Source organism: Comamonas kerstersii, from assembly GCF_002056725.1.
Lineage (GTDB): Bacteria > Pseudomonadota > Gammaproteobacteria > Burkholderiales > Burkholderiaceae_C > Comamonas > Comamonas kerstersii.
Window position 1 is genome coordinate 223,480 of record NZ_CP020121.1, and the last position, 18,682, is coordinate 242,161.

19 protein-coding genes are annotated in these 18,682 nt (G+C 58.7%); 4 read left to right on the top strand and 15 right to left on the bottom strand.

The window, feature by feature from the left end:
- Window positions 1–10 precede the first annotated feature (10 nt).
- From B5M06_RS01060 to B5M06_RS01075, 4 genes are all read left to right on the top strand, one after another.
- Window positions 11–838 carry a dioxygenase family protein gene (locus B5M06_RS01060; RefSeq protein ID WP_114070918.1) on the top strand — a complete coding sequence of 276 codons (828 nt, stop codon included), beginning with the start codon at window positions 11–13 and terminating at the stop codon, window positions 836–838.
- Between the two features lie 53 nt (window positions 839–891).
- The gene (locus B5M06_RS01065) at window positions 892–1,554 is read left to right on the top strand and encodes an alpha/beta hydrolase (protein ID WP_054066401.1); all 663 of its coding nucleotides are present in this window, start codon (window positions 892–894) and stop codon (window positions 1,552–1,554) included.
- Between the two features lie 173 nt (window positions 1,555–1,727).
- Window positions 1,728–1,946, top strand: coding sequence for an HP1242/YdcH family protein (locus tag B5M06_RS01070; RefSeq protein WP_054066402.1), 219 nt, complete (start codon window positions 1,728–1,730; stop codon window positions 1,944–1,946).
- 121 nt (window positions 1,947–2,067) lie between these two features.
- Window positions 2,068–2,361, top strand: a complete 294-nt coding sequence (locus B5M06_RS01075; protein WP_077344473.1) for an HP1242/YdcH family protein — start codon at window positions 2,068–2,070, stop codon at window positions 2,359–2,361.
- 107 nt (window positions 2,362–2,468) lie between these two features.
- Here B5M06_RS01075 and B5M06_RS01080 read toward each other — a convergent pair whose 3' ends face one another.
- From B5M06_RS01080 to rlmN, 15 genes are all read right to left on the bottom strand, one after another.
- Entirely contained in the window at window positions 2,469–2,993 is a 525-nt protein-coding gene (locus B5M06_RS01080) for a phosphoribosyltransferase (RefSeq protein ID WP_054066403.1), read from the bottom strand.
- Between the two features lie 54 nt (window positions 2,994–3,047).
- Window positions 3,048–4,424, bottom strand: a complete 1,377-nt coding sequence (locus B5M06_RS01085) for an adenylosuccinate synthase (RefSeq protein WP_054066404.1) — start codon at window positions 4,422–4,424, stop codon at window positions 3,048–3,050.
- Window positions 4,425–4,454: 30 nt separating this feature from the next.
- Window positions 4,455–5,603 carry an ATP phosphoribosyltransferase regulatory subunit gene (locus B5M06_RS01090; protein WP_054066405.1) on the bottom strand — a complete coding sequence of 383 codons (1,149 nt, stop codon included), beginning with the start codon at window positions 5,601–5,603 and terminating at the stop codon, window positions 4,455–4,457.
- Between the two features lie 250 nt (window positions 5,604–5,853).
- On the bottom strand, window positions 5,854–6,744 hold the full coding sequence (gene hflC, locus B5M06_RS01095) for a protease modulator HflC (RefSeq protein WP_054066406.1): 891 nt from the start codon (window positions 6,742–6,744) through the stop codon (window positions 5,854–5,856).
- Between the two features lie 11 nt (window positions 6,745–6,755).
- Window positions 6,756–8,123 carry an FtsH protease activity modulator HflK gene (gene hflK / locus B5M06_RS01100; RefSeq protein ID WP_054066407.1) on the bottom strand — a complete coding sequence of 456 codons (1,368 nt, stop codon included), beginning with the start codon at window positions 8,121–8,123 and terminating at the stop codon, window positions 6,756–6,758.
- A 70-nt stretch (window positions 8,124–8,193) separates the two neighbouring features.
- Window positions 8,194–9,393 carry a GTPase HflX gene (gene hflX, locus B5M06_RS01105; protein ID WP_054066408.1) on the bottom strand — a complete coding sequence of 400 codons (1,200 nt, stop codon included), beginning with the start codon at window positions 9,391–9,393 and terminating at the stop codon, window positions 8,194–8,196.
- Window positions 9,394–9,448: 55 nt separating this feature from the next.
- Window positions 9,449–9,703 (bottom strand): RNA chaperone Hfq, encoded by a 255-nt coding sequence (gene hfq / locus B5M06_RS01110; RefSeq protein WP_054066409.1) that lies wholly within the window; start codon window positions 9,701–9,703, stop codon window positions 9,449–9,451.
- Window positions 9,704–9,819: 116 nt separating this feature from the next.
- Window positions 9,820–11,160 (bottom strand): ribosome biogenesis GTPase Der, encoded by a 1,341-nt coding sequence (gene der, locus B5M06_RS01115; RefSeq protein WP_054066410.1) that lies wholly within the window; start codon window positions 11,158–11,160, stop codon window positions 9,820–9,822.
- 13 nt (window positions 11,161–11,173) lie between these two features.
- Window positions 11,174–12,343 (bottom strand): outer membrane protein assembly factor BamB, encoded by a 1,170-nt coding sequence (bamB, locus tag B5M06_RS01120; protein ID WP_054066411.1) that lies wholly within the window; start codon window positions 12,341–12,343, stop codon window positions 11,174–11,176.
- Complete coding sequence (locus tag B5M06_RS01125) at window positions 12,344–13,015, bottom strand: YfgM family protein (protein ID WP_054066412.1); 672 nt, start codon at window positions 13,013–13,015, stop codon at window positions 12,344–12,346. It lies immediately after the preceding gene.
- 18 nt (window positions 13,016–13,033) lie between these two features.
- Window positions 13,034–14,329 carry a histidine--tRNA ligase gene (gene hisS / locus B5M06_RS01130; protein WP_054066413.1) on the bottom strand — a complete coding sequence of 432 codons (1,296 nt, stop codon included), beginning with the start codon at window positions 14,327–14,329 and terminating at the stop codon, window positions 13,034–13,036.
- 124 nt (window positions 14,330–14,453) lie between these two features.
- Window positions 14,454–15,728 carry a flavodoxin-dependent (E)-4-hydroxy-3-methylbut-2-enyl-diphosphate synthase gene (ispG, locus tag B5M06_RS01135; protein ID WP_054066414.1) on the bottom strand — a complete coding sequence of 425 codons (1,275 nt, stop codon included), beginning with the start codon at window positions 15,726–15,728 and terminating at the stop codon, window positions 14,454–14,456.
- Window position 15,729: 1 nt separating this feature from the next.
- Entirely contained in the window at window positions 15,730–16,662 is a 933-nt protein-coding gene (locus B5M06_RS01140; protein ID WP_054066415.1) for a helix-turn-helix domain-containing protein, read from the bottom strand.
- On the bottom strand, window positions 16,655–17,449 hold the full coding sequence (pilW, locus tag B5M06_RS01145) for a type IV pilus biogenesis/stability protein PilW (RefSeq protein WP_205245363.1): 795 nt from the start codon (window positions 17,447–17,449) through the stop codon (window positions 16,655–16,657). The genes B5M06_RS01140 and pilW overlap by 8 nt, the downstream gene beginning before the upstream one ends.
- 58 nt (window positions 17,450–17,507) lie before the next feature.
- On the bottom strand, window positions 17,508–18,629 hold the full coding sequence (gene rlmN, locus B5M06_RS01150) for a dual-specificity RNA methyltransferase RlmN (RefSeq protein WP_054066417.1): 1,122 nt from the start codon (window positions 18,627–18,629) through the stop codon (window positions 17,508–17,510).
- Window positions 18,630–18,682: the final 53 nt, after the last annotated feature.

An 18,682-nucleotide genomic window follows, 5' to 3' on the forward strand; every position in this document is an offset into this window, starting at 1 on the left:
GATGGAGACTATGTCAAACACACGCACATCCCTGTCCCATGCCCAGCGTCTGCCCACGCTGTTTGTTTCACACGGCTCCCCCATGTTCGCCCTGGAGCCTGGCAGCACCGGCCCAGCCCTGCAGCAATGGGGCAAGGACTTGCGCGCCCACCATCCGCAGCTGCGCGGCATTGTCATCATGTCTCCGCACTGGATGTCACCTTTTGTGGAAGTCATGGCCCACCCCGCGCCTGCAACCTGGCATGACTTTGGCGGTTTTCCTCCAGCGCTGTACCAGCTGCAGTACCCTGCACCAGGCAGCCCTGCTCTAGCGCAGGAAGTGGCAGATTTGCTCAGCGCACAAGGCTTTGGTGCGCGCCTGGATCCCAATCGCCCCATGGACCACGGCGCCTGGGTGCCCTTGATGCATTTGTTCCCACAGGCCGATATCCCCGTGGTGCAAGTAGCGCTGCCACAAATGGCTGATGCAGCGGATGTATATGCCATGGGCCAAGCCCTGCAAAGCCTGCGCGAACAAGGCGTATTCATCGTGGGCAGCGGCAGCATGACACACAACCTGCGCGAGCTGTTTCGCGGCGCACAGCCCACCGCTGACTATGTGACCGAGTTCTGCCGCTGGATTGAAATGCAGATACAGACCGGAGACATTGACACCCTGCTGCAATGGCAAGAGCGTGCACCCCATGCGCAGCGTGCCCACCCCACCGATGAGCACTTTCTCACCTTGTACTTCGCGCTGGGCGCAGGCGGTCAAAACGCGCAGGCTGAATATCTGAGCCGTGAGGTGATGTATGGCACGCTTGCCATGGATGCCTTCGCACTGAACCAGAAAGCATAGCTACCAGCGCTTGCTGGATAAGCCCTAGAGCCATTTTTTACTCCTAAAACACCATGCTTGAACTTCCTCTGAATGGTCTGTACCGCCCCGCAGCAGCCGAAACTGAAACTCCCTGGCTGCTGGTGCTGATGCATGGTGTGGGCAGCAATGCCCAGGACCTGTTTGGTCTGGCTGACCATGTACCTGCTGACTATCACCTGCTCAGCCTGCAGGCGCCTTTTGCCATGGGGGGCGATGCCTATGCATGGTTTATGTTCTCGGTGAATGCCGATGGCTCCCGCACCATAGACAGCGCGCAGGAACAGCACAGCCGCGCTGTGGTAGCAGAGACCATCCGCTTGGCCAGCGAACAGCTGGGCGTGCCCGCAGAGCGCGTGATCGTTGGCGGCTTCAGCCAGGGCGGCATCATGAGCCTGAGCCTGCTGCTAACGCAGCCTGAGCTGATGCACGGTGTATGCATCTGGCACAGCCGCCTGCTACCTGAAGTCCTGCCGCTGCAAGTGGCACCAGCGCAGCTGCAAGGCCGTAATGCCTGGATCAGCCATGGCACGCTGGACCAGGTCATTCCACTGCGCAGCGCACATGCTATTCGCGACCACTTACAGGCTCTGCCCGTCGCCCTGAGCTACCACGAATATCCCTGCCAGCACAACATCCACCCGCAGGAGCTGCACGACAGCATGCAATGGTTGTCCACACAGGTCGGAAAAGTTTAAAAAACAGAGCAGGAAATGCTTACCCATCTGCGCTGACTCAATAAAACACACTTCGCTTACATATTGCAAGTTCCCAGCTGCAAAGCTCTATGCAAGAATGGTCTGAAGGCGCTGCAGTAGACCATCCGGTCAGGCAGCTTCTTCTCACAATGCGCTTTTGAGAAAGGCCAAGCATGTTTCCTGAGTACCGTGAGCAAATCGCCCACCTGCGTGCCAATGACCGTCACTTCAGCCGTCTTTTTGACGAGCACAACAAGCTGGACCATGAAGTGAAACAGCTGGAAGACAAAAACTCTCCTGCCTATCAAAACGATATCGAGTTGCTGAAAAAGCAAAAGCTGGTCTTGAAGGAGCAGATCTACGAACTGCTGCGCAAGACAGATGCCGCCTGAGTTCTGAGCAAAGAGCACCCTCGTGGTGCTCTTTGTTTTTGTGCACTGGATGTTGCTGCACTGCAAGATTCAGCCGTGGTGCCCTCGGTACCCGACATGTCTTCATGACGAAAGGAAGCTTATGTTCACCGAATACCCTGAACAGATTAAGCAACTGCGAGCACGTGACAAACGCTTTGATTACCTGTGCGACAAACACAGCACGCTGGATGCAGAGATTCAGGCTTTGCTCAATCGCAAGTCCCCCAGCCTGCAGTTGGAAATTGAACAGCTGAAAAAACAGAAGCTGCGCGTCAAGGAAGAGCTCTACGCCATGCTGCAGCAGGCGCTGCCAGAACTGGAGCTGAAACAGCAGAAGAACTATATGAGTCTGCAGACTCTGGCCCAGAGTGCAGGCATTCGCCTTCGCGCCTGAAGCACCCTCTTTCGCAGCTCAACGCTGCGTGCACATAAAAAATGCCAGTCAGTGCAAACACTGACTGGCATTTTGCTTGGAAGCGTCTTAGACCGTAGAAGCCGTGCTTACAGCTTCCACTTTTCCATCAGCTTGGCAGGCGTCAGGTTGTCATAGCCTTCAAAAGGCTGGTGAATCCAGGGATTGGTCGGCAGGTCTTCCACAGAGTAGTCAGCCTTGAAGCTGGACACACCCTTGGTCCAGATCACGGCTGTACGCAGCTCGGTGATGGGAGCGTAGTTTTCCCTCAGACGCTTGACCACGGCGTTCAGTGTCACACCAGTATCCGCCAGATCATCAACCAGCAGCACACGGCCGGCAATCTCACCCTTGGGAGTAGCGATGAAGCGACCAATGTCCAGATGACCCTGTACCGTACCTGCTTCTGCACGGTAGGAGCTGGTCGACATGATGGCCAGGGGCTTATCGAAAATGCGGCTCAGAATGTCACCGGGGCGCAGGCCGCCACGGGCCAGGCACAAGATGGTGTCAAATTCCCAGCCAGACTGGTGGATTTTCAGGGCCAGCTTTTCAATCAGACCGTGGTATTCGTCATAGCTGACGTACAGGTGCTTGCCGTCTTCAGTCAACATGGTAGGTATTCCTGTTTAATTGCGCGAGGAGCGTGTTTATAGAGGCAATACCGGCTACGCCGCTGCGTAGGGGTTTTGCATCAGGATAGTATGCGCACGGTCAGGGCTGGTGGAAATCATGGCAATTGGCACACCCGTCACTTCTTCAATACGCTTCAGATAACGGCGAGCGTTCTCAGGCAGCGCGTTGTAGTCGGTCACACCCACGGTCGAATCCGTCCAGCCAGGGATGGATTCGTAGATAGGCTTGCAACGCTCGATGTCGTCAGCACCCAGAGGCAGGATGTCGATTTTCTCGCCGTCCAGCTCATAGCCCACGCACAGCTGCAGCTCTTCAATGCCGTCCAGCACGTCCAGCTTGGTGATGCACAGACCGGACAGACCGTTGATCTGGGCCGAACGCTTGAGCAGCGCAGCATCAAACCAGCCGCAGCGGCGCGAACGGCCGGTAGTCACACCTTTTTCAGCACCCACGGTAGACATGACCCAGCCTGGTGTGCCTTCCTTTTCCCATTCCAGCTCGGTGGGGAATGGACCGCCACCCACGCGTGTGCAGTAGGCCTTGGTAATACCCAGCACATAGTGCAGCATGCCGGGGCCAACGCCTGCGCCAGCGGCAGCGTTACCAGCCACGCAGTTGGACGATGTGACGTAGGGGTAGGTGCCATGGTCTACGTCCAGCAGTGTGCCCTGTGCACCTTCGAACAGCAGATTACCGCCTTCGGCATGCAGGTCGTTCAGTTCACGCGACACGTCAGCGATCATGGGCTTGAGCAGCTCTGCATGGCGCATGGCTTCGTCGTACACCGCATCAAACTGCACTTCGCCATCCTTCATGTAGGGGCTCAGTGCGGCGCCAAAGTCAAAGTTCTTGGAGCCCAGCACATTCACCAGAATATGGTTGTGCAGGCTCAGCAGCTCGCGCAGCTTGGTGGCAAAGCGCTCTGGGTACTTCAGATCCTGCACGCGCAGCGCACGGCGGGCAATCTTGTCTTCGTAAGCAGGGCCAATACCCTTGCCGGTCGTACCAATCTTTTGCACACCGCCTTGTTCACGGGCCGCTTCACGGGCCACGTCCAGTGCTTGGTGGAAAGGCAGGATCAAGGGGCAAGCTTCCGACACGCGCAGGCGGTCACGCACTTGCACGCCAGCCTTTTCCAGACCTTCGATTTCCTCGAACAGCTTACCCACGGACAGCACCACACCGTTGCCGATGTAGCACTTCACGCCGGGACGCATGATGCCGCTGGGAATCAGGTGCAGCGCGGTCTTGACACCGTTGATCACCAAAGTGTGACCAGCGTTGTGGCCGCCCTGGAAGCGCACCACACCTTGGGCGCTTTCGGTCAGCCAGTCGACCAATTTACCCTTGCCTTCGTCGCCCCATTGGGTGCCGACGACGACCACGTTGCGACCTTTGGTTGCTTTCATAATCTCAAATCCGATGAATTGAAAAATGCCTTAGATGGCTTGAACGACCCATTGACCGGCGCTTTGCACCAGTACTCGGTCGCAGTGGAATTCGTCCACCTCGCTCTCGTGCCCGGGCAGCACACACACCACAGTCTCACCTTGGCTACGCAGCTGCGCAATAGTGAGACTCAGTTGTGCGTCATTTCCCCAGGGAGCGCGGATGGCCGCCCGCAGCGGACGCGATGGCACCACCGACACCAGCTGCTTGATGTCCAGCGAGAAGCCCGCCGCAGGGCGGTTGCGTCCAAATACGGCACCGACTTCGTCGTAGCGACCACCACGCACCAGCGCATCGCTGGCACCCGGGGCGTACAACGCAAAACGTGTACCGCTGTAGTAAGAGTAGCCGCGCAGATCTGCCAGATCGAATGTCACATTCGCATCGGGGAACTGCGCCGCAAACCATTTCAGATGCTGCAGCACATGCTGCGCACCAGGCGTGTGCGACAGTGCTTTTTCTGCCTCATCCAGTACAGCCACATCCCCATACAGCTGCAGCAGTGCCAGCAGACCTTCACGCGAAGATTGGGGAAAATTCTTGGTGAGCGCAGCCAGCGCTGTAGCATCCTTGGCAGCCAGTGCCGCATGCACTTTCTGCAGCACGCTGGCCTCAACCATTACACCTGCAAGCAGGCTGCGCACGATGCGCACATCTGCCAGGTCAACGGTGAAATCTTTTACCCCTGCGCCTTGCACGCAGGCCAGCGCCAGACTCAGCGCTTCAATATCCGCTTCAGGGCCTGCATGACCGTAAATTTCTGCACCAAACTGCAGAGGCTCACGTGTTGCACGTGGGCGATCTGGTGTTGCATGCAGTACAGGGCCGCAATAGCACAGACGTGTGACACCCTGGCGATTGAGCAGGTGTGCATCGATACGTGCAACCTGCTGCGTCATGTCTGCGCGCAAGCCCAGGGAACGACCAGAGATCTGGTCCACCAGCTTGAACGTCTGCAAGTTCAGTGCTTCACCCGTGCCGGTGAGCAAAGACTCCAGATACTCCAGGAGCGGGGGCATGACCAATTCATACCCATAACTGCGTGCCGTATCGAGCAATCCTCGACGCAGCTCTTCGATATGCCGTGCCTCAGAAGGCAGGACATCGGCAATATGATCCGGCAGGACCCAAGCGGACATGGAAAAAATGGAGCAGCTGTTAAAAACGTGATTCTATCGGCTATCAACACCCATCCCTAATAAAGGCTTAAGGCCCACCCACGATGCACGTTATTGCATACGGGACAGCAAAGCCACTCAGAGTGCGATAGCCCATAAAGAACCTCCCATAAAAAGCAAAGCCAAGACCGTGCTTGCAGCAACGTCTTGGCTTTATGCGGGGCTGGCATGTCGCCATGCAGCGCCCTATCGGACTTTTCAGGCCAGCCGCTTACTTGTCAGACTTGGTCGAGCCCTGGTAAGCGTTAAAGAACTCTGTGCTGGAGGGGTCCACCACCACCACATCACCCTTGCTGGTGAAGGTCTGCTTGTAGGCTTCCAGATTGCGGTAGAAGTTCGCAAACTTGGGTTCCTTGCCAAAGGCATCTGCATAAATGCGAGCAGCTTCAGCATCACCTTCACCCTTGACCTTCTGGGCATCACGGTAGGCATTGGCAATGGTGATGTCACGCTCACGGTCGGCTTCCGCACGAATCTTTTCACCTTCGGCCAGACCTGTGGAGCGCAGCTCATTGGCCACGCGCTTGCGTTCCGCTTCCATGCGGCGGAATACGGACTCGGTAATCGTTTCCGCATAGTCCACACGGGTGATACGCACATCCACCACATCAATACCCCAAGGCTTGCTGCCGTTCACGGCTTCCAGCACTTCCTTCTTGACGTCAGCCATCAAAGACTCACGCTGCGAAGACAGCAGCTCCTGCACGGTGCGCTTGTTCACTTCTTCCTGGAAGGCATTGCGCACCACACGGTTGAGCTGCGCTGCACCAGCGGCTTCGTCCAACCCCACATTACGGATGTACTCCTGTGGGTCAGAGATGCGCCAACGCACATACCAGTCGATCACCACGCGCTGCTTTTCAGCGGTCAGCATGGGCTCAACGTCCGAGCTATCCAGCGTCAGCAGACGCTTGTCGATATAGCGCACGTTCTGGAAAGGTGGTGGCAATTTCACGTGCAGACCGGGCTCGGTAATCACCGACTTGATCTGTCCCAGTGCATAGACCACACCGAACTGGCGCTGATCCACGATAAAGAGCATCGAACTTGCCAGCGCAATCACCACCAGCAGCGTAGATGCGATAAATCCAACTCTATTCACAAGCTATCTCCTCAGCGTGGATCGCGATCACGCGAACGGCTTACTTCACGTGCACGTGAAGTGCCTGCCGCCGCATTGCTATTGCCGGATGCACTCGATGCAGGTGCATGCGCAGCATCTTCCGATGTGAAGGATTGCTGCGATTTGGCGCTATCCATGATCTTGTCCAGCGGCAGATACAGCAGGTTGGAGCCCTTGTTGGAATCCACCAGCACCTTGGTCACGTTGCCGTAAATTTCTTTCATGGCATCGGTGTACATGCGATCACGCATGACTTGCGGAGACTTCTGGTAGGAAGGCAGCAGCTGCACAAAGCGCTGCGAATCACCTTCAGCCTGCGCCACGATCTTGCTGCGATAGGCATCTGCCTCTTCCTTCAGACGCGCTGCAGTACCACGGGCACGAGGCACCACGTCGTTGGCATAGGCCTGGGCTTCATTCTTGGCACGCTCGCGTTCCTGACCTGCCTTGAGCACATCGTCAAACGCAGCCTGCACCTGCTCAGGAGGACGTACACCGCCTTGCTGCAGGTTCACGCCAATGACTTCCACACCCACCTTGTAGCGATCCAGAATCTTCTGCATCAGATCACGCACGCGGGACGCAATCTGGTCACGCTCGTCGGCCAGCGCAGCATCCATCTTCATGTTGCCCACGACTTCGCGCACTGCGCTTTCAGCCGCCTGCACCACTGCCACATCAGGGTTCTTGCTCTGGAACAGCCAGTCACGCGCATCATTCAGACGGTACTGAACGGCGAACTTGATTTCGACGATGTTCTCATCCTTGGTCAGCATGGCCGAATCACGCAGCCCTGTACCCTTGACGATGTTGTCACGACCCACTTCCACCGAGCGAATTTGCGACACATAGACCAGTTCATCGCTCTGGATAGGCCATGGCAGACGCCAGTTAAAGCCCGCACCGACTGTGGAGTGGTACTTGCCAAACTGTGTAATCACCGCCTGCTGACCTTCTTGCACGATGAAAAAGCCAGAGCACAGCCACACCAGCACGGCCACACCGCCAATAAGACCCACGCCCAGACCTGCACCTTTCATCTCAGGAGGCTGACTGCCACCCTGTGAACCACCGCGTGGTGGCTTGTTGCCGCCACCCAGCCAGCCCGAGAGCTTACGGTTGAGGTCACGCCACAGTTCATCCAGATCCGGTGGTTGACCTGCCTGGTTGTTACGCCCTTGGGAGGGTTGTTGCGAAGAAGGCGGCGGAACAGGACGGTCAGAATCCGGGCGCTGCTCACCCTCGCCCTGCGTGTTGTTGTCCTCTCCACGGCCCCAGCGGGGATCATTCAGATTGAACATCCCCCGCAAGCGTTCTGGCAGCACTGCCCATCGAGGGGCGCGATTCAGGAAATTCATGCGAAAAGTCTCAATTGGTATTGCTATGAACCAAATGGCATTGTGCCCAATCTTCAATCAGGCGCTTTGCTCAATCATCGTCTTCTTCTGGGGAAATTGGCGGCAACTGCAGGCTTTCATCTTCCTGCGATGCATCCGCAGCACCTTTGCTGGACAGTACAGCATCGGCCAGCATCTGGCGCAGCTGCGTCAGGCCTTCGCCTGAACGCGCACTGACGAAGACACGAGGCACGGCCACACCGTCCACATCGTAGGTATCCTGCAGCTGCACAGGCTTGCGTCCATCCGGCAGGGCATCCAGCTTGTTGAACACCAGAATCTGCGGAATATCCAGCGCGCCGATTTCTCCCAGCACCTTGCGCACCTGATCCATTTGTTCAGGAAAGGTTTCGTTCGATGCATCGACAACGTGCAGCAGCAAGTCTGCATCCACCGCCTCCTGCAGCGTGGCCTGGAAGGCTTCCACCAGACCATGCGGCAGATCGCGGATAAAGCCCACAGTGTCAGACAAGGACACCGAGCGCTGCGCTTCCGTCAGATACAGCTGCCGTGTGGTGGTATCCAGGGTCGCAAACAGCTGGTCAGCCGCGTAGGCCCGCGCCTTGACCAGTGCATTAAACAGTGTGGATTTGCCCGCATTGGTGTAGCCCACCAGCGAGATGTTGAACACATCTCTGCGCTCACGCTGGCGGCGTTGTGTCTGGCGCTGCTTCTTGACTTTCTGCAGCTTGTCCTTGGTCCGCTTGATGGCCTCGGCAATCATGCGGCGGTCCAGCTCAATCTGCTTTTCACCAGGTCCACCACGCCCACCAATACCACCCATCTGGCGTTCAAGGTGGGTCCAGCGACGTACCAGACGTGTGCTGATGTATTGCAGACGTGCGAGCTCCACCTGCAGCTTACCCTCATGACTGCGTGCACGCTGCGCAAAGATCTCCAAAATCAGCAAAGTACGGTCATTGACCGGCATCTGCATGTATTTTTCGAGATTGCGCTGCTGCGCAGGACTGAGCGCCTGGTCAAACAGGACCTCTTGGGCTCCATGCATCTGCGCCAGCATGCGGATTTCTTCCGCCTTGCCGCTGCCGACAAACAGAGCGGCATCTGGCGTCTTGCGCTTGCAGGTGATTCGTGCGACAGGATCCAAGCCTGCGGTCTGGGCCAGCAGCCCTAACTCTTCAAGCTCAGCATCAAAATGGGGAAGTCCGAAGTCAACGCCAACCAGAACGACAGGGGTGGCGTCAGGGGAGGAACTGGACGACGCACTCATATCCAAGCCTCCCCAGCCCCGCGCTGCTGCGCGGGGAAAGGATGAATCAACAGTTTCAAGCGGCCGCTGCCTCGTTGTCGTTGTTGTCAGCCACGTTGAAGTTCACGGCGCGACCGGGAACGATGGTGGAGATGGCGTGCTTGTAGACCATTTGTGTCACTGTGTTGCGCAGCAGCACTACGTACTGGTCAAAAGATTCAATCTGACCTTGCAGCTTGATGCCATTTACCAGATAGATGGAGACAGGCACGTGCTCGCGGCGCAGTGCGTTCAGGAAAGGATCTTGCAGGAGTTGACCTTTATTGCTCACGATATTCTCCGTGTTCGGAAATTTTGTTGTAAACCGACACCTTACCACAGCGCTCTGTGCTCCCTCATCCCCTAGGGATTCGTTCGCACCAGCGCCATGGTAATGGCTTCCCGTCCTCAGTCGGTATAGGGGTTATGGGAAGTCTTGAACTCAATCCGCAGAGGCGTTCCCACCAAATCAAACTCTTTACGGAAGCGTCCTTCCAGAAAACGCTTGTATGCCTCCGTAATGTGCTCCAGAGAGTTGCCGTGAACCACAATGATGGGTGGATTCATGCCGCCCTGGTGCGCATAGCGTGGTTTGGGGCGGTATGCACCCACCTTCTTAGGTGTCTGATACTGCACAGCCTCCAGCAGCACGCGTGTGAGCACAGGCGTCGGCATCTTACAAGTCGCCGCCTTGTGCGCCTGCACGATAGATGCCCACAGCGGACCCAGACCCTGGCGCTTGGTCGCCGAGATGAAGTGAATGGCCGCAAAGCGCAAGAAACCCAGACGTGTCTCAATGGAGCGCTCCACCAGCTGACGCTGGTAGTCATCGACCGCATCCCACTTGTTCACTGCAATCACAACAGCACGGCCACTTTCCAGGATATAGCCCGCAATGTGCGCATCCTGATCGGTCACACCTTCGGTGGCATCGATCAGCATCAGCACCACGTTGGCCGTTTCAATGGCCTGCAGCGTCTTGACCACCGAGAACTTCTCGATGGCTTCAAACACGCGCCCCTTGCGGCGCAGACCTGCGGTGTCGATCAGCTCAAACTTCTGACCGTGGCGCTCAAACGGTACGGAAATCGCATCGCGTGTGGTGCCCGGCATGTCGAACGCCACCAGACGCTCTTCACCCAGCCAGGCATTGATCAGCGTGGATTTACCTGCGTTAGGGCGACCGGCCAGCGCCAGACGCACAGGACGCGCCTCAACGTTCTCAATCGTGTCTTCGTCCTCCGGTGCCTCGGGCAGGTTCAGCAGGCCCAGCGCCTGATCGACCAGACCGCGCACACCTTGACCGTGTGCGGCAGAGACGGGGTACACCTCACCCAGGCCCAGTTCGTAGAACTCAGACAGCTGGGCGCCGGACTTCATGCCTTCGGCCTTGTTGGCCACCAGCACGCAGGGCTTGCCCAGACGGCGCAGGTAGTTACCGATGTCATGGTCCTGTGCAGACAGGCCATCACGCGCATCCACCACAAACAGCACCACATCGGCTTCAGCGACAGCCTGGCGGGTCTGCTTGGCCATTTCCTTGAAGATGCCCTTGGAGGCATCAGGCTCGAAACCACCCGTGTCGATCACGATGTACTCGTGCTTACCCTGTCTGCCCTGACCGTAATGGCGGTCACGCGTCAGACCGGCAAAGTCTGCGACGATGGCGTCGCGGGACTTTGTCAGCCGATTGAACAAGGTGGATTTGCCCACATTGGGCCGCCCAACAAGGGCAATAACTGGTTTCATTGAAAACTATTCATCAATCCGGGCGGAAGCCGTAAACGCTACCGCCGCGGGTCACTACGACCAAAGTATCTGCAGCCACAACTGGCGTCACGGTCACGCCAGTTCCGTCAGTTGTCAGTCGGTTCAGATGTGAACCATCGCGCTTGGACAGCATGTGCACCAGACCGAACTCATCGGCTGTGACCACCGAGCGTCCCAGCACCAGCGGTGCGGTCAGCTTGCGGTGCTGCAGGCGGTCCACAGACCAGCCTTTTTCACCGTCCATCAGCTTCCATGCCTGCACGATACCGTTGCTTTCCGTGCCAAACACGTACTCTGCATCACTTGCAATTCCCACTGCTCCCTTGGCAGTTTGCGTCCAGGCCGTGCGACCTGCATTCGCATCCACACAGCCCACGGAAGCCTGGAAAGCGCGCGCGCAGACAGCATTGCTCATACGGCTGGCAGGACCGACCAGATCCACCAGACGCTCCACGTCGTTGGTACCGCGAGGCGAAGCAATAGGCGCCTCCCACTCGATGTTGCCATTGTCGGGATTCATCGCAACGAGGCGACCAGACAGGCCTACCAGCAAGTCGTTGCCGTAAGGCATGAGCACGCCCTGCTGACGCAGCACCAGCGGCTCACCATCTCGGCGCTGGGTCCACAGGTGCGCACCGTTTTCTGCATCAAAGGCAGAGACAGCACGGTCTGCGGTCAGCACAAACACACGGCCACCAGCCACCAGCGGTGCGGTATAGGCAGCGGCGTTGAGCGGCTTGCTCCAGAGCTTGTTACCAGCATCGAGCACCACCAGCTGATTACCCGAGGTCACAACGGCAGCCAGACGGCCATCGGCACCCACGCCAGTCTGCAGGCGCTGACCAGCCTGGCCACGCCAGTTTTCACGGCCATTGGCGGCATTGATGCTGACCACCTGACCATCGGCCGAGGCGATCACCACGTTGTCGCCCTGCACGCTGGCGCGCACATTGCTGTCCTTAAGGGGGGAGATGCTGAGCTTCCATGCCTGACGCACGGGCAAGTTCACCACATTGGGGCCGAGATCCAGAGGCTTTGGAGCCTTGCTCGATCCAAACCACGCACAACCGCCCAAGGCTGTAAGCAGCACTGCAGCCAGTGCCGTCCGTTGAGCAGTCTTCCAGAAACGAGAACCTTGTTGGTGTTGCGCGCTGTGATTCACTTATTTTGTCTCCGTCGAGATCACTGAGTCAGAAGTTGCTTGCCCCAATGCGTTGAGCTTGAAGCCCACCAGTGCCCGGTAATCCACTTGCGGAGCAAGCAGTTTCCATGCATCCTGATAGGCTGCAGTCGCCTCCTGGGGCTTGCCTTGTAGTTGCAGCACATCGCCCAGGCGATCTGCTGCCAAGCCCTTGAATTCTGCGGGGAAGCTGGTGCGCAGCAAAGCGGCTGCGGCATCCAGATCCTTCTCCTGCATCAGCACAGCTGCCAGGCGCAGCTTGGCGGTGGCCTGATAGCCCTCGTCCTTGCTGTTGTCCACCACCCATTGCAGGGCAGATTTGGCCTCAGCCAGCTTGTTGGCATCCACCTCGGACTGCGCCAGCACCAGCGCCGCATGATCGGCCTGCAGCGTGCCCTTGTAGTCAGCCTTGACGGTGTCAAAGGCCTGCAAGGCACGCGCCTGGTCACCACTGGCCACCGCGGCAACCACCACATCGGCCACGGCAGAGGCCTGCAGCGCCTGACGCTGCTGCCAGTACTGCCAGCCATTCCAGCCCGCAAAACCGGCCATGACCACCACTGCTACGGCAGTGATGGGCGTGCCCCACTTGTTCCAGAAATGCTTGATCTGTTCAAGTTGCTCTTGTTCTTCAAGGTCGAGGTGCGTTGCCATATCTGGTGTCGTAACAAATTAAGCGTTCGATTGTAGGCTGAGCGCCCAGGATGCCACATCGGCCAGCGATTGCTGCACTTGCGCACCCTGTCCGTCGCGCAGCGACTTGACGGTCACCATGCCCTGTGCCAGCTCGTCGCCACCGAAGATCAGGGCAAAGCGTGCGCCCGAGGCATCCGCCTTCTTGAACTGCGACTTCATGGAGCCCATGCCCTCGGCGCCCGCCGTGTGCATCTGTGCGCGCACGCCGACTTCACGCAGTTGCGTGAGGGTGCGCAGCACCACAGGCATGGCTGCCGCGTCTGGCACGATGGCGTAGACATCCAGCTCAGGCTGTGGAATATCGGTGCCCAGCTCCTTGACCAGTTCCAGCACACGCTCCACACCCAGGGCCCAGCCCACGGCAGGCGCGGGCTTGCCGCCCACTTGCTCGATCAGGTAGTCGTAGCGGCCACCGGCGCAGATCGTGCCTTGCGAGCCAAGCAGGTCGGTCACAAACTCGAACACGGTGAGGTTGTAGTAGTCCAGACCGCGCACCAGACGAGGGTTGACCGTCCATGGCACACCGTTGGCGTCCAAAATGGCTTTGAGACCGTCGAAGTGGGCCAGCGAAGCTTCGCCCAGATAGTCCAGCAGCTTGGGCGCAGCATTGACCATGTCCTGCATGGCAGGGTTTTTGGTGTCCAGCACACGCAGGGGGTTGGAGTACATGCGACGCTTGGCCTCTTCGTCCATCACATCGGTGTGCTGCTCCAGGTAAGCAATCAGCGCCTCACGGTGGGCCTTGCGCTCTTCGGGCTGGCCCAGGCTGTTGATTTCGAGGCGCCACTGGGTCAGACCCAGACGCTTCCACAGCGACACGGCCAGCAAGATCAGCTCCGCATCCACATCAGGGCCAGCAAAGCCCAGGGCTTCCGCACCAATCTGGTGGAACTGGCGGTAGCGGCCGCGCTGGGGACGCTCGTGGCGGAACATGGGACCCATGTACCACATGCGCTTGCCGCCGTCGTACAGCAAGTTGTTTTCGATGGTGGCGCGCACCAGGCTGGCGGTACCTTCGGGGCGCAGGGTCAGCTTTTCGCCGTTGAGCTTGTCTTCAAAGGAGTACATCTCCTTTTCCACAATGTCCGTCACCTCGCCGATGCCGCGCACGAACAGCTGGGTGTGCTCCACGATAGGTGTGCGCACATTGCGGTAGGCAAAGCGCCCCATCAGATCGCGCACCTGCGCTTCCAGCCATTCCCAGCGCGCGGATTCACCGGGCAGGATGTCATTCATGCCTTTGACGGCGGAGAGTTTTTCGGTCTTTGCCACTTTGTCGTTCTCTCAAAAAGGCAGCTCTAAAAAATAAGAGCAGCTTACGCTGATCTAGCGCGGTTTTCAGATAGTTTTATATTTGAAAGCCTTTATACACGAGCGCTAGCCGCTATTGTTTTCATTAAGCCTGTGCACCACCCCAGCGGCGCTGCACATAGGATTCCACGATCTGCTGGAACTCCGTAGCAATGCCTTCGCCGCGCAGTGTCATGGCTTTTTCGCCATCAATGAAGACGGGGGCTGCAGGCGCTTCGCCGTTGCCGGGCAGGCTGATGCCGATGTCGGCATGCTTGCTCTCGCCGGGGCCGTTCACGATGCAACCCATCACGGCCACCTTCATGGCTTCCACGCCGGGGTACTTCATGCGCCACACGGGCATCTGGCCGCGCAGGTAGTCGTCAATCTGCTTGGCCAGTTCCTGGAAGGTGGTGCTGGTGGTGCGACCGCAGCCGGGGCAGGCCGTCACGCTGGGCACAAACACACGCAGCCCCAGGGACTGCAGAATTTCCGAAGCCACGACCACTTCCTGCGTACGGGCTTCACCAGGCTGGGGCGTGAGCGAGACGCGAATCGTGTCGCCAATGCCTTCCTGCAGCAGCACAGACAGGGCGGCAGTGGAAGCCACCGTGCCTTTGGTGCCCATGCCCGCTTCGGTCAGACCGAGGTGCAGCGCGTAGTCACAGCGGCGGGCCAGTTCGCGGTACACAGAAATCAAGTCCTGCACGCCGGAGACCTTGCACGACAGGATGATGTTGTCAGGGTTCAGACCGATGTTCTTCGCCAGCTCGGCAGAGCTGATGGCCGACGTAATCAACGCCTCGTACATCACCTGACGGGTTTCCCAGGGCTGGGCACGCTTGCTGTTAGCGTCCATCAGCTCGGCCATGATTTCCTGGTCGAGCGAGCCCCAGTTCACGCCAATGCGCACGGCCTTGTCGTACTTGGCCGCGATCTCGATCATCTGGCCGAACTGCTTGTCCTTCTTGTCGCCCTTGCCCACGTTGCCGGGGTTGATGCGGTACTTGGACAGTGCTTCAGCGCAGGCCGGGTAATCGGTCAGCAGACGGTGGCCGTTGTAGTGGAAGTCACCCACCAGCGGCACGTACTCGCCCATGCGGTCGAGCTGCTCGCGGATGTAAGGCACAGCCGCAGCCGCCTCGGGCGTATTCACGGTGATGCGCACCATTTCCGAACCGGCCTGGGCCAGCTGCCGCACCTGGATGGCGGTTTCCACCGCATCCACCGTGTCGGTATTGGTCATGGACTGCACACGCACGGGCGCATCACCGCCCACGGTCACGATATTGTTGCGCCACACCACGCGAGCCTGACGGCTCTTGCGGGGCAGCGGCGAGGCAATCGCTATGGGCGACGCCTGGAATGTGTGGTCAGACACTTCACTTCACCTCAAATCGGGCTACGTTGTTACGGGCAGACTCCTGCAAGTTCAACGCAGCGCCATCTACCTCCAGCGTGGTGGCACCGGCATTGCCCACCACCACCTTCAGAGGGCGGCTGGGTGCGGCCTGGTCCAGGACATCACCCGCCTTCATCATTTTCTCCATGACAACTTTGTCCTGCGCATCACGCACCTGGACCCAGCTGTCACCGCTGGCTGCAAAACGCAGACGGGGGCCTGCGCCAGCCTGGGCTTCGGCAGGCTGCGCTGCATCAGCAGACGGCACTGCAGCCGCAGCAGCTTCCGTTTCTGCGGGCGCAGGTGCAGGCTCCTGCGCTGCGGCTGCTGGCTGCTCGGCAACGGTGGTCTCCTGCACAGACACCACGACACCAGGCGCCTGTGGTGCAAACATCAGCTCAGGCTCCACACTGGCAGGCGCTGCCTCAACAGTTTCCTGCTCTTCAGACTGCCACTGTGGCAAAAAATACAGACCCGCACTGCCAGCGACGGCAATCAGCAAGGCTGCCACGATCTTGAAAGCACTGCCCGAGCTGCTGTCATGCGAAGGCGACATCAGCGAGCGCAAGGTCTTGTCCTTGAACGGCGCGTTGATGCCTTCGGGGTTGGCAGACAGCTTGGAGCCTTCGAGCTTGGGCAGACCGGCCAGCACTGGCTCGGAAGGAATATTCAGAATTCTGCAGACGCTCAGCGCCAGCGAACGTGTGAACACAGCGTCGGTCAGAGCGTCCCAGCGATCCTCTTCCAAAGCCTGCAATTTGTGCACAGGCACTTTCAGCATGGCGGCCAGGGTCTGCACCGTCATCTGCTGCTGCTCACGCACCTGGCGCAACAACTGTCCGCTGCTTGGCTGCATGACTGCATCATCGCTGCTGTTTTGTTGATTAGCGCTCTCCACCACCACCTCATTCATTAAAAGCTCCCTGCTCGAACCATCGCCATTCCTGGGAATCAGGGAATTGCTTGTGTAATTGATCTGCCAGCTGCCGCACCTCAGCACGATCACCCAGACTTTGCTCCACCTTGATGCCCAGCCACAGCGACTGCGCAGAAGCTGCGGGGCCAGCATTCAGGCGACGCACATAAAACCGCGCGCGCTCAGCCTGCCCTGTGGCCTGCAGGACATCCGCGAAATTGTAGGCAGCCGCAGGGTTGCCGGGATCGAGTTCGTAGGCTTTTTCCAGCGCCGGCAATGCCTTGTCGTTACGCCCACCCTGCCGCAGGCAGACACCCTTGCCCAGCCAGGCACGCATGCGCACTTCATCACTGCCGCGCGGCGCTGCCAGCGATGCGTCGAAGTGCTGATCGGCCTGCACAAACTGGCGCTGCTGGCACAGCAGCCAGCCGATGTTGTAGAGCGTGTCTGCATCATTGGGACGCAAGCTCAGCGCACGGTCAAAGCTGGCGCGTGCCGCGGCATGGTCTTCGCGAGCCAGATGAATCCAGCCCTGCAGGTTGTAGGCATCCGCATTGCGCGGATGGACCTGCAGCGACTGCTCCAGCTCATTGAGCGCCACATCGTTGCGACCTTCCTGAAAGTGCAGCGCCGCCAGCTGCAGGCGGGTTTGCGCCAGTCGCTGACGCTGCTCTTCAGCCGCAGAGGCTGGAGCCTGGGGCTGCTGCACCTGCGGGGCAGAGGCACACGCAGTGAGCATGAGCGCCCCTACCAATCCCAGCACGCCCCAATGGGCTTTACGCATTGCATTTCTTACGGGAGAGGTGAGAGCACTCATGCACATCCTTTTTCTTGAAAAGCGACTAACGAACTGGCTGCAAAGGAATCGTACGTTGCTTGGCCATGCGTTCTGCCGCACGGGTACGGTCCTTCACATCACCAGCCAACTGACCGCAGGCTGCATCAATATCGTCACCGCGCGTCTTGCGTACCGTGGTGACGATGCCTGCATCGCTCAAGGCCTTAGCAAACGCAGCCACTGCTGCATTCGACGAGCGTAGCAGTCCCGAAGCGGGGAAAGGATTGAACGGAATCAAGTTCAGCTTACACCAAGGCTTGCCCTTGCCGTATTTCTCGATCAGGGCAATGAGCTGCTGGGCATGCTCGGGCTGGTCATTGACACCATCGAGCATGCAGTATTCAAAGGTGATGAAGTCGCGTGGCGCGAACTCCAGATAGCGCAGACAAGCCTGCATCAGCTCGTCCAGCGGGTATTTCTTGTTCAGGGGCACCAGGTTGTCACGCAGCGCATCATTGGGCGCATGCAACGACACGGCCAGCGCCACGGCGCAGTCCTGAGAGAGGCGGTCCATCATGGGCACTACGCCGGAAGTGGACACGGTCACGCGGCGGCGCGACAGGCCATAGGCATGGTCGTCCAGCATGGTGCGCAGCGCGGGCACCAGGGCGGAGTAGTTCTGCATGGGCTCCCCCATGCCCATCATCACCACATTGGTGATCACGCGCTCTTCGGTCTTGAGGTGCTTGCGCAGGAAGTGCTCGGCAAACCACAGCTGGGCAAGAATTTCGCCCGTGGTCAGATTGCGGCTAAAGCCCTGATGGCCGGTGGAACAGAAACGGCAGCCCACCGCACAACCCGCTTGCGAGGACACGCACAGCGTGCCGCGGTCATCTTCAGGGATAAAGACCGACTCCACCGCATTGCCGTCACCCACGTCGAACAACCACTTGATGGTGCCGTCCTGGGATTCGTGCTGGGTAATCACCGGCAGGCCTTCGATCACAGCCTGGGTCTTGAGCTTTTCGCGCAAGGACTTGGCCAGATCGGTCATCTGGTCAAAGTCGCTCGCACCGCGCTGGTGGATCCAGCGGAACAGTTGCGTAGCTCGGAAACGTTTTTCCCCCAGCGATTCGCAGTAGGCGACAAGGCCCTGGAGGTCAAAATTCAGTAGATTGGTGGTCATATAGCAATACCCCGGACCACTCACAGGGCGACACTCCCATGCAGGAGTGCCGC

Excerpts from the sequence above, each read along its gene's own strand:
- B5M06_RS01060 (WP_114070918.1), top strand. The coding sequence starts at position 11 with ATGTCAAACACACGCACATCCCTGTCCCATGCCCAGCGTCTGCCCACG.
- B5M06_RS01065 (WP_054066401.1), top strand. The coding sequence starts at position 892 with ATGCTTGAACTTCCTCTGAATGGTCTGTACCGCCCCGCAGCAGCCGAA.
- B5M06_RS01070 (WP_054066402.1), top strand. The coding sequence starts at position 1,728 with ATGTTTCCTGAGTACCGTGAGCAAATCGCCCACCTGCGTGCCAATGAC.
- B5M06_RS01075 (WP_077344473.1), top strand. The coding sequence starts at position 2,068 with ATGTTCACCGAATACCCTGAACAGATTAAGCAACTGCGAGCACGTGAC.
- B5M06_RS01080 (WP_054066403.1), bottom strand. The coding sequence starts at position 2,993 with ATGTTGACTGAAGACGGCAAGCACCTGTACGTCAGCTATGACGAATAC.
- B5M06_RS01085 (WP_054066404.1), bottom strand. The coding sequence starts at position 4,424 with ATGAAAGCAACCAAAGGTCGCAACGTGGTCGTCGTCGGCACCCAATGG.
- B5M06_RS01090 (WP_054066405.1), bottom strand. The coding sequence starts at position 5,603 with ATGTCCGCTTGGGTCCTGCCGGATCATATTGCCGATGTCCTGCCTTCT.
- hflK (WP_054066407.1), bottom strand. The coding sequence starts at position 8,123 with ATGAATTTCCTGAATCGCGCCCCTCGATGGGCAGTGCTGCCAGAACGC.
- hflX (WP_054066408.1), bottom strand. The coding sequence starts at position 9,393 with ATGAGTGCGTCGTCCAGTTCCTCCCCTGACGCCACCCCTGTCGTTCTG.
- der (WP_054066410.1), bottom strand. The coding sequence starts at position 11,160 with ATGAAACCAGTTATTGCCCTTGTTGGGCGGCCCAATGTGGGCAAATCC.
- B5M06_RS01125 (WP_054066412.1), bottom strand. The coding sequence starts at position 13,015 with ATGGCAACGCACCTCGACCTTGAAGAACAAGAGCAACTTGAACAGATC.
- B5M06_RS01140 (WP_054066415.1), bottom strand. The coding sequence starts at position 16,662 with ATGAATGAGGTGGTGGTGGAGAGCGCTAATCAACAAAACAGCAGCGAT.
- pilW (WP_205245363.1), bottom strand. The coding sequence starts at position 17,449 with ATGCGTAAAGCCCATTGGGGCGTGCTGGGATTGGTAGGGGCGCTCATG.
- rlmN (WP_054066417.1), bottom strand. The coding sequence starts at position 18,629 with ATGACCACCAATCTACTGAATTTTGACCTCCAGGGCCTTGTCGCCTAC.